General features: G+C 62.8%; 9 protein-coding genes. All 9 read left to right on the top strand.

The window, feature by feature from the left end; genetic code table 11:
- The first annotated feature begins 200 nt into the window (after positions 1-200).
- The 9 genes from JNK74_08185 (at position 201) to JNK74_08145 (ending at position 14,548) form a co-directional block, all read left to right on the top strand.
- The gene (locus tag JNK74_08185) at positions 201-2,147 is read left to right on the top strand and encodes a hypothetical protein (protein MBL7646151.1); all 1,947 of its coding nucleotides are present in this window, start codon (positions 201-203) and stop codon (positions 2,145-2,147) included.
- Positions 2,148-2,240: 93 nt separating this feature from the next.
- A complete protein-coding gene (locus JNK74_08180; GenBank protein MBL7646150.1) occupies positions 2,241-2,864 on the top strand; it encodes a hypothetical protein in 624 nt (207 codons plus the stop codon).
- A gap of 253 nt (positions 2,865-3,117) precedes the next feature.
- Complete coding sequence (locus JNK74_08175) at positions 3,118-5,679, top strand: glycoside hydrolase family 9 protein (protein MBL7646149.1); 2,562 nt, start codon at positions 3,118-3,120, stop codon at positions 5,677-5,679.
- A gap of 408 nt (positions 5,680-6,087) precedes the next feature.
- Positions 6,088-8,667 (top strand): glycoside hydrolase family 9 protein, encoded by a 2,580-nt coding sequence (locus JNK74_08170; GenBank protein MBL7646148.1) that lies wholly within the window; start codon positions 6,088-6,090, stop codon positions 8,665-8,667.
- 123 nt (positions 8,668-8,790) lie between these two features.
- Positions 8,791-9,870, top strand: coding sequence for a hypothetical protein (locus JNK74_08165; protein ID MBL7646147.1), 1,080 nt, complete (start codon positions 8,791-8,793; stop codon positions 9,868-9,870).
- A gap of 27 nt (positions 9,871-9,897) precedes the next feature.
- Positions 9,898-10,806 carry a glycosyltransferase family 2 protein gene (locus JNK74_08160; GenBank protein MBL7646146.1) on the top strand — a complete coding sequence of 303 codons (909 nt, stop codon included), beginning with the start codon at positions 9,898-9,900 and terminating at the stop codon, positions 10,804-10,806.
- A 4-nt stretch (positions 10,807-10,810) separates the two neighbouring features.
- Positions 10,811-12,055: a glycosyltransferase family 4 protein gene (locus JNK74_08155; GenBank protein ID MBL7646145.1), complete on the top strand. Its 1,245-nt coding sequence runs from the start codon at positions 10,811-10,813 to the stop codon at positions 12,053-12,055.
- Positions 12,033-13,226, top strand: coding sequence for a glycosyltransferase family 4 protein (locus JNK74_08150; protein ID MBL7646144.1), 1,194 nt, complete (start codon positions 12,033-12,035; stop codon positions 13,224-13,226). Before JNK74_08155 ends, JNK74_08150 begins: the two co-directional genes overlap by 23 nt.
- A 149-nt stretch (positions 13,227-13,375) precedes the next feature.
- Positions 13,376-14,548, top strand: coding sequence for an alkaline phosphatase family protein (locus JNK74_08145; GenBank protein ID MBL7646143.1), 1,173 nt, complete (start codon positions 13,376-13,378; stop codon positions 14,546-14,548).
- The last annotated feature ends 8 nt before the right edge of the window (positions 14,549-14,556 follow it).

The raw sequence follows: 14,556 nt of genomic DNA, 5'->3' as shown, positions 1-14,556 counted from the left end.
CGGGCATTCGGCGTATGCGGCGTATGAGCCGCGCGCCGCAAACGGCACGCCACCCCATTCCGGGTGGCGATGCCCCCGTGCCCGGCGTTAGAAGATTGGTTTAGGGGTAAGGGCGTTGCTATGCTGGCGTAAGACCGGGGCGCGTCTGGCTTATCGGCCACGACGGCGGCGCCCGGCGGGCATGAACAGGGCTTGCCACGATGATAGAGTTCAAGTGCCAGCATTGCGGAAAAGGACTGCACCTTAACGACACCTATGCGGGGCGTGACGGTTGGTGCCGCGTCTGCAAGCGGATGGTGATCGTTCCGGGCGGAGACGGCCCGGTTCAGCGTGTGGAAGATCTTCCCCCCGAAGAGGGCTACGAGCGGCTTCAGCGCTTGCTCCAATACGCCGCGACGAAGGCGGACAAATATAAGATCCATCTGGCGCGCCAGGCGAAAGAGCAGGAACACACCGCGCATCTGGAGGAATTGCTCCAGCAGGCGCGTGTGGCCCTCTCCGAACGGGACGGGGCGCAGGAGCGTCTCCGGACGGAGTACGACGCCCTTGCCCAGTCGCTCCTCCAGAAAGACGCCCGGGTGGCGGAGCTGGAGCAGGCGCTGAGCGATGGCTCGGCGGGGGCCGATGCGGGGCGCACCGTCGAGTTGGAGACGGTGCGCGCCGACCTTGCCGCGGCGCGGGAAGTCCGCGAGCAATTAACCCTTGAACTCGCCGAGCGCGACCGCGCTTTCGGCGAGCTTGAAGCGGAAGTCGTCGCCCTGCGGGCGTCGGCGGCGGCGTTGCAACGGCTCGAAGAGACGTCGGCGGCGGATCGGGTGAACCTCCGTGCGCTGGAGGGCGCGGTTGCAACCCTCAAGGCTCAGTTGCACCAGGCCGAGACGGAGCGTGATCGCCTGGCGTCGATTCTGGAAGAGGGAACGACGGAAGCCGGCGACAGCGCACTGCTGCTGCTCCAGAAGGATCGCGAGATCAATGCGCTGAATGCGTCGTTGAGCGAACTGAAGGCCCAGCGGGAAGAATCGAGCCGGAGCACCCGGGATCAGATCGCGGCGATGGAATCGCAGGTTCTGCTCTTTAACGAAATCAAAGAGCGGATGGCGGGGCTCCAGTCGCGGATCAAAGAGTTGGAACAGGAGCGTCTGGACACGTCCCTGGCGCTGGACGGCGCCCACCAGAGCGAGGCGCTGCTCCAGAAAAAGATTGTGGCGATTGAGGCCTCGCTGGCCGAGGCGCTTTCCGCACAGGCCGAGCGCGGCATGGCGTCGGAGCACCTCCAGCGCGAGCTTGCGGTGCGCGACGAGCAGATCCGCAAGCTTACGGAAGAGCTGCAATTGATGGCGGCGGGCCAGGGCGACGCGGTTCTGGAGCTGGAGAAGAACGCGCGCCTGGCCAAGTCGGCCGAGAGTCGCGCGGAGCGGCTGGCTGCGGAACTACAGGCGCTTCAGGATGCGCAGGACCGGAGTGCGGCGGAGAACGACGGGTTGAAGCGGAGCTCGGCGGAACTCGCGGCCCGGGTTGCCTCATTGAACGAATCGCTGGAGGCGGCCCGCGCGGATGCGGCGGCGAAGGCCTCCCACGAGCCCGTGGCGGCGGCGCTTCAGGCGGAGCTTTCCGAGTCTCGCCGCGCGCTTCAGCGCGCGGAGGAGGAGGGCGCGGCGGTGAAGGCGTCGCTGGAGCACACCGTGGCGGAACTTCAGGCCGAAATCATGAATTTGAGCCAGGCGCTCCATCGTGAAGAGGAGCGGGTGTCCGCGGCGGAGGCGTTGGATGCACCGGGCCTTCGGGAGGCCCTGGTTGCGGCGGAGCAGCGCATCGCCGAACTGGAAGCGCGGCGCGAGCGCGATGAAGAGCTTTCTTCGCTGCATCAGGTGGAGGAGGAGCATCTCGCCGAAGCCCTGGGTGCCTCTCGGGCCCGCATAGCGGAATTGGAGGCGGCGCTGGCGGCGGCGCGGGCGCAAAGCGAGGAGGAAGACGGGGAAGGCGACGAAGATGAGGGCGACGTGGGTTTTATTCTGTTGGGTCCCGAATCGGGCGGTCGCCCGGCGTCGGGGGCCACGGTGGTCCCTCCGGACGCGGGCGCCGAGCAGCGCCGCCAGCTCGAGAAGAAGCAAATGATGGATGCGCTGTCGGATTTTCTCAACAAGTAGGGTACAATAGGGCCACGCGCCCGGTAGCCGGCAAGGTCCGTTTGGACTTCGGCGCGCGTGTTACCAACGCCCGAAGTGGAATACAAGAGCCTTATGCGAAAACTTTACATTACCTGCGAATGCGGTCAGCAGATGCAGGTGCCTCGGTCGGCCATTGGCAAGATGGGGCAGTGCCCCTCGTGCGGCGAGAAGATTCCGATCAATCATGAGACCACCACGCGCCAGCCGCAGGCGACCGCGTCGGTCGGTGCGGCTTCCCGCGGTCGATGGGGCACGCGGAACCGCCCCTCGATGGATGCCAAGCAACAGTTCGGTCGCGCGGTGGATCTGTACTGCGCGGGGCACTATGGCGAAGCGCTGGCGATTTTCGACGCGCTTCAGGCCGAGTTTCCGGACAGTATCGAGATAGAGCGCGCGCGGCGGCAGTGCGCCGAAGCGCGGAGTCGCGATCCGCTCCACCTGCCCGGCCCGTACGCGGGCCAGGTGGCCGGGGACGAGCTGGACGAAGACGCGATGCGCGCGGTGCGCCGTGTGGCGATGGAAAAGATGCTGCACGGGGCGACGGACGCCGTGCAGATCCAGGCGGCGGAGCTGGTGGCGCGGCTGGCGGGCATGATCGGCCCACAAGGTGGCGCACCGGCCGCGGCCCCCCTTCGCAGTGAAAACGGCCGCCGCCACGGCGGAGCGGAGACGGTTACGGAGCATCTCGTGGATTAAGTCCACAGTTGCGGGTGTAAATCGCCTGCCCCCCGTCGTGGCTCCCGCCGGACGTGCATCGCCAGCGTACCGGCCACCCGTCGTGATGGATCGGCCTGCACGAGGTGCGCCCGTTTACGGCGAGGCTATCTCGGCCCAATCCCAGCCTTTTCCGATGGGTCGGGTGCTGGCGCCGGGCGCGGCAGGCGGCAGCGATGCCGGGGAACGGCGGGTAGACACGTCCGATGAGCAGCAACAAGCGAGGCCAGAGCGCATGAAACGGAAGCAGAGTGGGTTGACGGACCGGGGGTATTCGGCGGTTTTTTCGATGGTGGTGATACTTCTGGGGGCCCTGGCGTGTCCGGCTGCGTCGTCCCAGGCGATACCGGAAATACCCGCGCCGAGTTATGACGGCGTGGAGCAGGTCCTCGTATTGTCCGACCGCTGGGTGATTGTGGTCACCTCCAACATCGCGGAGGTGGTGGGGGAGATAGACGCGCTGTCCCATGGTCAGCTCAAGCGTGCGGCGGAAGGCTGGGAAAAGACCAGGGATTCCGACAAGAAGGACTGGACCTCCAAGCGGACGGCGGACAAACTTCGGGAGCAGTATATCGCCGAGGCGCGGGTGCGGGCGGGGGAAGGGGAGCTGGATTCGGTTTCGTCGTACAGCATCACGAGCGCCGACGATGGACGTTATGGCACACCGCGCGCGCCGGCCCAGGTGGGGCGGGTGCTGGTGGGTATTGGCGCGGCGCGCTATGCGGGCGCGCCCGAGGTGGACTACGCGCACTATTCCTACGTGGGCCTTCCCGAGCCGATGGAATCGGGGCGGACCTACACTGTGGCGGTACAGGGGAAGAAGCGGGCGACGTTTCGATTCGATGAAGACCAGACAATCTCCCGGGCCATCAAGGTGAATCAGGTGGGATATCTGACCGATGCGCCGCGGAAGTTTGCCTATCTCGGCTGTCATCTGTACGAGATTGGCGCGATGGATTGCAGTATGTACCCGAAGTATGAGGTGGTTCGGGCCTCGGACGGTACCGTGGCGCTGGAGGGTGCGGTGCGGCTGCGGGACAGGAATTCACGCATCATTCCGAAGGCGGATAAGAAAGGCGAGAAGTCCGTCGTTCCCCCGCTGATCACGGGCGAGGATGTGTACGAGCTCGATCTTGGTGCGTTGAACGAACCGGGCGGCTACTACATCCGCATTCCGGGCGTGGGGCGATCCTGGCCTTTCCAGGTGGGCGACGACGTGTATGGGGAGGCGTTTTACACGTCGGCGCGGGGCCTTTACCACCAGCGTTGCGGCGTGGCCTATGACCCGGCCCATACCCCGTGGAAGCGGGCGATCTGCCACCAGGCTCCGGTGTACGAATCGGGCTATGTGGCCTTTGCCTACGGAGAGTTTGGCCTGCCCAAGCCCTACAATGTTTTTGATATTTACGCGGCCACGATGGACAAGTCGAAGGCGACGGAGCATGTGTGGGGCGGCTGGCACGACGCGGCCGACTGGGATCGCCGGAATCAGCACTACACGGTGCTTTTCGACCTGTTGAACGCCTATGAGATCGCCCCGAAGAATTTTGTGGATGGCCAGCTCAATCTACCGGAGTCGGGCAACGGCATACCGGATATACTGGACGAGGCGGCCTTTGGGTTGGAGGTTTGGGCCAAGAGCATGACGCCGGAGGGCGGGGTTTCGGGCCACGTGGAGACGATCGGCCACGTGCCCATGGATTCAGACGCCCCTTACGCGTTTTCCCGACGGACCCGCTGGGATTCACTGCTTTTCGCGGCGGCGGCGGCGCAGCTTGCGGAGCATCTGAAGCCGTTGGCCGCCGAGGCGTCGGAACGGTGGGCGGGCCTGGCGCGTAAGGCCTACGATTTCGGCACAAACCCGGCAAACAGCCTGGGAAAAATCGAGATCCCCGCAAAGGCGGATCGGGGGCGTGGCGCGCCCTACACGGTGAGTTGGGAGGAGAAGGACTCCTATCTGATTCCGTTTCTATTGATGGCGAAAGCGCGCATGTTCTGGCTGACCGGGGAGGAGCAATTCCTCGACGGGGTGAAAGAAGCTTTGGCCGTCGCTCCGGCGCCCTATGCCTGGCCCTACACGCTGATGGACTATTCTCCCTGGATTTATTTCAGCCTCTGTCACCGCGCGGACAGTTTCATTCCGGAGGGCCAGCGGAAGGAACTGATGAAGAAGCGCCTGATTCCCCAGGCCGACAAGCTGGTGGGCTATCTGGACGGCGGTCCTTACCGGCAGACGTGGCCCCGGGATCAGGATTACTATATGGGCTTTGGTCTGAGCGATATGACCAACGCGGGCCGGGCGCTTCTCATCGCGCATGCGTTGACAGGAGAGAGCAAGTATCGCGATGCGGCAATTCTGAACTTTGATTTCATGCTGGGCGCGAACCCCATGGGCATGTCGTGGACCACGGGACTGGGGCAGGCCTATCCGGTGAATATCCAGCACGAGGTGAGCATGACGGACGGCATCGCGGATCCGGTCCCCGGTATCACGGTTTACGGCATCACGGGCGTGATGTACGGTGCGCTTCGAAGCACCGTCTGGAACTCTCCGGCGGGCCCCGGTTCCAAGGACCTGATCGCGTTCAAGGTGCCGGAGGTTCCCGTATGGCGGCGCTGGTCGTGCCACCCGACTTTGAATGTCGCCCAGTGTGAATTCACCGTGCAGGAAACAATGAGTTCTACGATATTCTGCAGCGCGTTGCTGTTGAACGAAGGCTGGACACCGCCCGCGGCGCTCCTTTCGCGAAAGGCGCGCCCCGAGTCCGCCTTGTATGGGAAATACTATTTGCCCTGAAGCGCGCCCAAGTATGGAACAAACCCGAAAATTGCTGGTTTTTTTTGTGGTATTGAATTGCGCGTCGGCGAATCGTATGGTAGAATTTCGTTGCTTGTAAATTGTTGACAAAAATGTTCTCACTGGCGTCGGGTGTTGCAGTGGTCAGCGGGTGTGGGGCTCGTCTCCACAACGTATGCGATACACGGCGTCCGCCTCTGTAAACGGTATCTGGCCGTAAACACAGGGCGCTGGCCAAATCATTGTTTCCACTGATTCTGGCCGATTCCGTATTGTGCCGGCGTAGCGCCGGTGTCTCACCGATGACCAGGCCGTCAGATTCCTGACACCCACAACGGGTGTGGTGTACCTATTCGCCACACCGGGCAGTAACCAGGCAACGCGATTTTGTTGCCGCGGAGGTATCTTATGCATTTGAAACCATCCCTTCTCTCACCATCTCTGTCCGCCACCCTGGTGGCCCTATGCGCACTCTTCCTACCCCCCCTCTCCGGCGTCGCCCAGACGGCCCCGCCCTCCAGCCTCTCCGAATTTCAAACGGCTTATCCCATATCCATTCCCACGTACGACGGCGTGGAGCAGTTGCTCGTGCTGTCGGATCGCTGGCTCATCGTCGCCACGTCCACGGAGCAGGAGGTGGTGAACGAGATCGACAAACTCTCCGGGGGAAAGATGCTTCCGGCGGTGGCGCTGTGGGATGCGACGCGCGACACGGATCGCCCGAACTGGACGGCGCGCAATACCATGCGGTCGCTCCGCGAACAGTATTACGCGCTTGGGCGCATCAACGCGGGGGAAGATCTGCTCGATCTGCCGATTTCCTACCAGATATCGAGCGCGGCCGATCCGCGTTACCGCGTGCCCCTGATCCCGCTTCAGGTGGGCCGCACCCTGGTGGGTCTGGGAGACGCGACGGTGACGGGTGGGCCGGAAGTGGACTATATCAATTATTCTTATATTTATCTCCCTCAGCCGCTACGTAATAATACGACGTACACCGTGACGGTGCGCGGTACGAAGCGGGTGACCTTCCTGTTTGACACCAATCGGACGGTATCGCGGGCGATCAAGACCAATCAGGTGGGCTACCTGCCGGATGCCCCCCGCAAATTTGCCTATATGGGCTGCCACATCTACGAAGTGGGCCCGATGGATTTCGGCGCCTATCCCCGCTTCGAAGTGGTCAACGCGGCCACGGGCGCGGTGGTCCTCGCGGGGACCGTCCGCCTTCGGGACAACAACAGCCGAATCGTTCCCCTGATCGAAGACAACGACCCGTCGACGGTTCCGCCCCTGCTCACGGGTGAAAAAGTATATGAGATGGACTTTTCCGCGCTGAGCGCCACGGGCAACTTCTTCATTCGTGTGCCCGGCGTGGGCCGTTCCTGGCCCTTCTATCACGGGCCGGACGCCTACGGCGAAGCGTTTTACACGGCGGCGCGGGGGATGTTTCACCAGCGCTGCGGGATTGCCCTTGGCGCGCCCTACACGAACTGGCCCCGAATCAAGTGCCACACGGACCCGATCTACGAGAGCGACATGATCGCCTTTGGCAAAGGGATCTTCAACCCACCGGCGGGCTATCAGCGCTTTGACGTCGTGGGCGGATCGCTGGACAAGACGCGCCAGACGAACGGCGCAACCGGCGGATGGCACGACGCGGCGGACTGGGATCGCAACAATGCGCACTACACGCCGATTTTTGATCTGCTGAACGCGTATGAAATGGCTCCGGAGCGATTTTCCGACGGGCAGTTGAATCTCCCGGAATCGGCCAATGGTATTCCGGACGTGCTGGACGAGGCGGCCTACGGTCTTCTCGTGTGGCAGCGGAGCATGAACTCCGCGGGCGGTGTGTCGGGTTTCGTGGAGACGAGCACCCACCCCTTGATTGATTCGGACATCGACTATGCCTTTTCGCGGCGCACCCGTTGGGACTCGCTGATGTTCGCCGCGGCGGCTATCCAGCTTGCGGAACACATGAAGCCTTTTGATTCCACGGGCGCGAGCCGCTGGGCGTGGTATGCGAACCGGGCCTACGCCTTCGGAATGGATCCGAAGAACAGCCTGGGACTGACGACGATCCGGTGCCGGGCGAACCGGGGGCTGGGCGATCCCTATACGCTAACGTGGGAGGAGAAGCAGGAGTATATTGATCCGTTCATACTTCATGCGAAAGTCCGGATGTTCCGCTACTCGGGCAAGAAGGATTATCTGGCGGACGTGCCGGCGCTGATCGCGAAGGTGCGCAAACCGTTCAAATGGCCCTATTCCATGGTGGACTACTCGCCCTGGATATTCTACGGCATTGTGAACAAACCCGGGGTGGTTTCCGAGACGCAGCGTGCGGAACTGATCAAGAGCCACTTCACCACACACGCGGATTCGCTGCTGGCGTATACCGAAGAGATGCCCTATCGCTGCACATGGCCGCGGAATCAGGATTTCTGGATGTCCTGGGGCGCGACGGACATGGCCAACGCGGCCCGGGGCCTGCTGGCGACCTTCGCGCTCACGGGGGATCAGAAGTATCGCGATTCGGCCATCTTGAATATGGACTACATGCTGGGTGCGAACCCGATGGGCATGTCGTGGACGACGGGCCTGGGGTACAGCTATCCGACCGACATCCAGCATGGCGTGAGCGAGCTGGACGGCATCGCGGATCCGGTACCCGGCATCACGGTCTACGGCGTCACGGAGGGCATGCACACGACCTTGCGCGACACGGTCTGGCGTTCCCCCGGTGGCGTGCTGTCGCCGGATCTGATCGATTTCAAGGTGCCGGATGTGCCGCTGTGGCGCCGTTGGTCCTGCCACCCGATCTACAACACGCGCCAGTGCGAGTTCACGGTGCAGGAGACGATCAGCCCCACGCTTTTTTGCAGCGCCATGCTGATGTCTCCCGGCTGGAAACCGACCAACGCGCTCAAGAGCCGCCAGCCCCGCCCCGCCGAGTTCCTCTACGGGACTTGGTATCTCCCCTGAGAATCCAATAGACTTCGGCCACCAGCCGGGGGTATGTTACACTCCCGGCTGGCGCGCATTTTGGCGCGCGCCGGGCACCACGAAGCGTTAGTCATCGGGGTGGCGGGACGATTAAGGATAGCGATGCGATTTACAGTGGACGGTTCGGATGAACTCGAAGAAAGAATTGCCCGTGACATGGCGACGGTCCGCGGGCGCGTGTCCGAGGTGGTTCCCGCGGAGGAGCTGACCGCGCTGGTGCTGGGTGGCGGCTACGGGCGCGGCGAGGGCGGTGTCTTTGAGGTGGACGGCGAAGAGCGGGTCTACAACGACTACGATTTTTTCGTGGTGGTTCCGTACGAATCGAGACGGCGCAGGCGTCAACTCTCGTCGCTGCTGCGGGGCGTGAAGGAGTCGGTGGAACCGGATTGCGGTATCCATGTGGATTTCAGCCCGCCCATGCCCCGGTCCAGTCTCGGCGGGCTCCCCTACGAATTGATGTTCATGGAAGCGAAATACGGCCACCATGTGGTGATGGGGCCGCCCGACGTGTTTTCGGCCCTTCCCGCCTATGATGCGACCCATCCTCCACTGGACGAGTGCGCGCGCCTCTTCATGAACCGGGGAATCGGTCTGCTGCTTGCGCGCATGACGCTCGGTCAGCGGCCGCCGCTGAACACCGAAGACCACGAGTTTGTGGTGCGCAATATCTACAAGGCCATGATGGCCATGGGCGACAGCGTGCTGTTTCTGGCGGGCGACTACAGCCCCAGTTATGTGGAGCGCCGCCGCCGCTTTTCGGCGCAGCCGCTCGATGGCGTACCGGAGGCGGCGCGGCTTCGAGAGGCCTATGAGGCGTCTTTGGATTTCAAGATGCGTCCCCGCCACGATGTTCCGCCGGGCAAGAGCCTGGACGAGTGGCATTGCGAGGTGGTGGCGCTTTATCTGCAAGTGTACCTGTGGTTTGAGCGCAGCCGTCTGGGCATGGCGGATCTGGAGTGGCCGGCCTACGAAGAGCTGCCCACCCGGTTTCCGGGCATGTCCCTGTCCGAGCGGTTTAAGAATGCGGCCCGCAATGCGCGCCACGCCCGCCCGGCGGGGGGAGAGTGGCTGCTCCATCCGCGGGACCGAATATTGAAACGACTGCCGCGGCTGCTGAATGAACAGGGGCGGGATGGAGCGGAACTCTCCCATGTTCTGCATATCTGGAAGCACTACGGCTGAGCGCCGGAAGAAGAAGGCCCGATCACCTTGGATACAACCTCAGTTTCGATGGCTCCGGACCCCGGCGAGCCGGTCGCGATTATCATGCGCTCGAAAAACGAGCAGCCCTACGCGGAGCGGACGCTGGAAGCGCTGCAGACCCAGAGCGTGCAGAACTTTGTTCTGTACAACGTGGACTCTGGATCGACGGACGGCACGCTGGAAGCCGTGAAGAAATACAATCCCCACCCCGAACGGGTGACGGAGATCGCGCCGTCGTCGTATATTCCCGGCCGGGTGTTGAATACGATGATCGCCGCCGCGCCGGAGCGGGTCATCGTGCTGCTGAACGCGGATTGCATTCCCCAGGACGCCTTCTGGCTGGAACGTCTGCTGGCGCCGCTCTATCGGGGCGAGGCGGATGGCGTGACGAGCCGGCAGGTGGCGCGGCCCGACGCCCACTTCGTGGTGCGCTACGATCTGGATCGGGTCTACGGCCCCGCAAACATGGGTAAGACGGGTCACAGTTTCTTTTCGGCGGCGGCCTGCGCATTCAATCGGTCGCTTTGGGAAGCGCACAAGTTCCCCGAGGAGGGCTGGGGCGAGGATTTTGTTTGGGCGGTGGGCTGCAAGGCGGCTGGGGCGCGTTTCGCGATTGCGGTGGAATCGGTGGTGGAGCACTCGCACAATTACACGCTGAAGACGCTGTACAAGCGCGAGCGGGGCCACGGCATGGTTTATTTCCAGGTGCTCGGCGAGAGGCCGTCGCTGGCGCGTGAGGGCATTGCCTGCGCGCGCCATATGGTGCGCGATGTGCTTTACGCGCTTCGCCACGGTCGTCCGGACACGATTCCCTTCAACCTGGCCTACCGGGCCGTGTTCAACTATGCCCACTTCAGCGGCCGCAGCGCCGCCGCGAAGAACCAGGGCTTCCCCCAAGAGTTCTTCAGGAACTGAGCCCATGCGAACGATACAGCTTGCGAAGCGGGTCGTGCGCGACGACTGGGGCGGCACGGAGACCGTAATCTTTGAGACGACCCAACGGCTGGTGGCCAAGGGCCATCCATCCGAGGTCTTTTGCACCATTGCCTCGGCGGGGAGCACGGAGGAGTATCTGAAGGGACTTCGGATCCGGCGCTTTCCATCGTTCTATCCCTTTCTGGGGCTGAAGCCCGGCGCACGCGAGATATTGGACAAGAAGGGGGGCAGTCCCTTTTCCTTTCCCATGATGCGGGCCCTGAAGCGGGAGCCGGAACTCGACCTGATCCATCTTCATACGGGAAACCGGCTCGGCGGGATCGGTCGGAAGGTGGCCCTTCAACGCCGTATTCCCTATGTGATATCGCTCCACGGCGGCGCCTTTGACATACCCAGTGCGGAGATGGCCTCCATGGCCGCGCCCACGAAGGGCGCCTTTGACTATGGTAAGGCGCTTGGCATGTGGGTGGGCGCGCGCAGGGTCCTGGCGGACGCGAGCGCCATTTTGTGCGTGGGTTTTCCGGAGAGCGTGAAGGCGAAGGAGAAGATGCCCGACAAGAATGTCGTCTACCTTCCCAATGGCGCGGACACGCGGCGTTTTTCCGAAGGCGACGGCCCCGGATTTCGCCGCGCCCGGGGCATTCCCGAAGACGCCTATGTGGTGCTGACCCTCGCGCGAATCGACTCGCAGAAGAACCAGATGCTGCCGGTGAAGATGCTGCCGGAACTGTTGAAGCGGGAGCCAAAGACCCACGTGGTACTCGTCGGCAACGTGACCAATACGGACTACCACGATAAGGTTGTGAAGACGGCGGAGGACCTGGGCGTGCGCGATCACCTCACGGTCGTACCCGGTATCGCGTCGGACAGCTCCGACTTGACCGCGGCCTATCACGCGGCGGATCTATTCCTGTTGCCATCGATTCACGAGCCTTTCGGTATCGTGGTGCTGGAGGCGTGGTCGGCGGGACTGCCCGTCATCGCGTCGCGCATCGGGGGGATACCCCATTTCGTGGAAGAGGGCACGGACGGCCTGCTCTTCGATCCGGCGGACGCGTCGAGCTTTCTGGAGGCCTTCGAGGGGGTTGCCGCCCACCCCGAGCGGGCCCGTTCACTTGCGGAAATGGGCAGGCGGAAGGCGCGAGAGCGCTACGACTGGGACGTCATCGCGGAGCGGCTGATCGGCGTGTACGAGGATGCGATCCGTGAAAATTCTTTTCGCAAATAATCTCTGCGGGCACTTTGGCGGTGTGGAGCAGGTGATTGCCCATACGGTGAAGGAGTTGGTCCGCCGCGGCCATGAATGCCATCTGGCCTATGGCCACGCGCGCCCCGATGCGGATTCATTCTCGGAAGCGTTTTCAAGTGTGACGCGCTGCACGGAGTTTGGGTGGCCACCCGAAGGGGACCGGGGCATGACCTTTCGGGCGATTGTGGACACGGTCAAACCCGATGTGTTGTTTGTGCATAAGCTGGCGCGGCTTCCCGAGGGTGTGGAGCAGGCTACGGACTATCGCAAGGTGGTGCTGGTGCATGATCACGATTTGTGGTGCCCCACGGGTCTCGGCTACACCCGGCACAACCGCAAGACGTGCACGCATACCGCGGGCTGGCGCTGCTACACGGCCCTCGCCTTTCTGGAGAAATCCAGCAGCGGACCAATTCCGGTGAAGCTGGTGAATATCCAGGCGAAGATTCGTCAGATGGCGCGCTACCACGGCTTTGACGCGGTGCTGGCGAACAGCACGTTCATCCGTGAGCGGCTCCTGGCGGGTGGTTACCCCGCCGAACGCATGCACTTGTGCCATCCGGTGCTGAATCAAGGCGACCCTGAGGTGACGCCGGTGCCCGAAGCCCCGGAGATCCTGTATGTCGGCTCACTGATTCGGGGAAAGGGCGTGGACCTGATGCTGGACGCGCTGCACCGTCTCCGTTGCCCGTTTCACCTGACGGTAGTGGGCACGGGCAAGTCGCAGGATGATCTGAAGGGTCAGGCGCAGTCGCTGGGTCTGGGTGATCGGGTCAGCTTCGCGGGCTGGGTTCCCAACGATGCGGTGGCCCCCTACTATCAGCGCGCCCGGCTGGTGGCGGTGCCGTCGGCCTGGCCGGAGCCCTTCGGGCTGGTGGGGCTGGAGGCGATGCGCCATGGCCGGCCCGTGGCCGCCTTCGCCGTGGGCGGGATACCGGACTGGCTCGGTCACGAGGAAACGGGCCTGCTGTCGCCGGAGCAGGATGTGGCGCACTATGCGACCTCGCTGGAACGCCTGCTGACCGATGATGCGCTGGCCGCGCGTCTCGGGTCGGGCGGCGCCGCGCGGGTGAGAGCAGACTTTTCCTTCGGGGGCTATGTGGATGCGCTCGAAGGGCACTTGATGCAGGCTGCAGGCATTGGGCTGTAGGCTTCAGGCTTCAGGCCGTGGAGTACAATCAAGAAACCATACGACCCATACGACCCATACGACCCATACGACCCATACGACCCATAAGACCCATAAGACCCATAAGACCCATAAGACCCATAGAGACCGCGTAGCACTTGGAGATTGGCATGAATGATCAAAAAAAACTGACCCTGTGCGTCTTTATTGATGCGCTGGGGTGGGAAGTGCTTCAGCGCCATCCCTTTCTAGACGATATCCTTGCGGTGAAGGCGCCGTTGAACACGATCTTCGGCTACAGTTCCACGTGCGATCCTACGATTCTCACGGGCAAGCTCCCGCGGGAGCACGGGCACTTTGCGTTCTTTGCCTACGACCCGAAGAACTCGCCCTTTAAGAATTATCGGTATTTCAGCCTGCTCCCCAAGTCGATCATGCAGCGCGGGCGGGTGCGGGGAAAGCTGAGCCAGATCATGAAGCGGGTACATGGCTTCACGGGCTATTTTCAGCTTTACAACATGCCCTTCAAGAAGCTGCATCTCTTCAACTACACGGAGCAGGCGAATATTTTCGAGCCGGGCGGTATCAACGGGGGCCAGGCCACGATCTTCGATTTCTTGAAGGAGCGGCAGATTCCCTACTGCCGTCCGGAGGGGTATAACGAGCCGGAGAGTATGGCGGAAGTGTCGCGCGCGATCGAATCCGAAAGCGTACGCTTCGTGTATCTTTTTCTGGGTCGGCTGGACGCCATACTTCATCAATACGGCACGCAGTCGCAGGAGTGCACGCGGCACATCGCGTGGTACGAGCGGGAGATCCGCGGGCTGTACGAGAAGGCGGTGGCGCACTACGGCGAGGTGAGCCTGTTTCTCTTCTCCGATCACGGCATGACCGACATCAAGGAAGTCTGCGATGTTATGGGCCGCATCGAAAAGCTGGGGCTGACCTTTGGCGAAGACTATGCCGCTGCTTACGACAGCACGATGGGCCGCTTCTGGTTCCTCAAGCCGGGCGTTCGCGAAAAGATCGAAGCGGCCCTGCGTGAAGAGCCCAGGGGCCACATTATGACGGACGAAGAGCTCGCGTCTTACGGCTGCGACTTTCCGGGCCAGACCTATGGCGAGCTTTTCTTTCTGGTGGACCCGGGCGTGCTGATCTGTCCGAGCCACATGGGCGTGAAGCCGCTGGCGGGGATGCACGGATTTGCCCCCCACGATAAGGATTCGACCGCATCGTTCATGTCGAGCGTTCCGCTGAAGCAGGTGCCCCGCGGCCTGGAGGATCTCTATGCGCTGATGCGCGACGACGCGACCTCGCCGGCGTCCGTGGAGGCTTCGCATTGAAGGAGTCG

It is taken from the genome of Candidatus Hydrogenedentota bacterium (assembly GCA_016791475.1).
Classification (GTDB): Bacteria; Hydrogenedentota; Hydrogenedentia; order Hydrogenedentales; family JAEUWI01; genus JAEUWI01.
The sequence above is the reverse complement of the archived record's forward strand: the minus strand, read 5'-3'. Positions and strand labels throughout refer to the sequence as shown.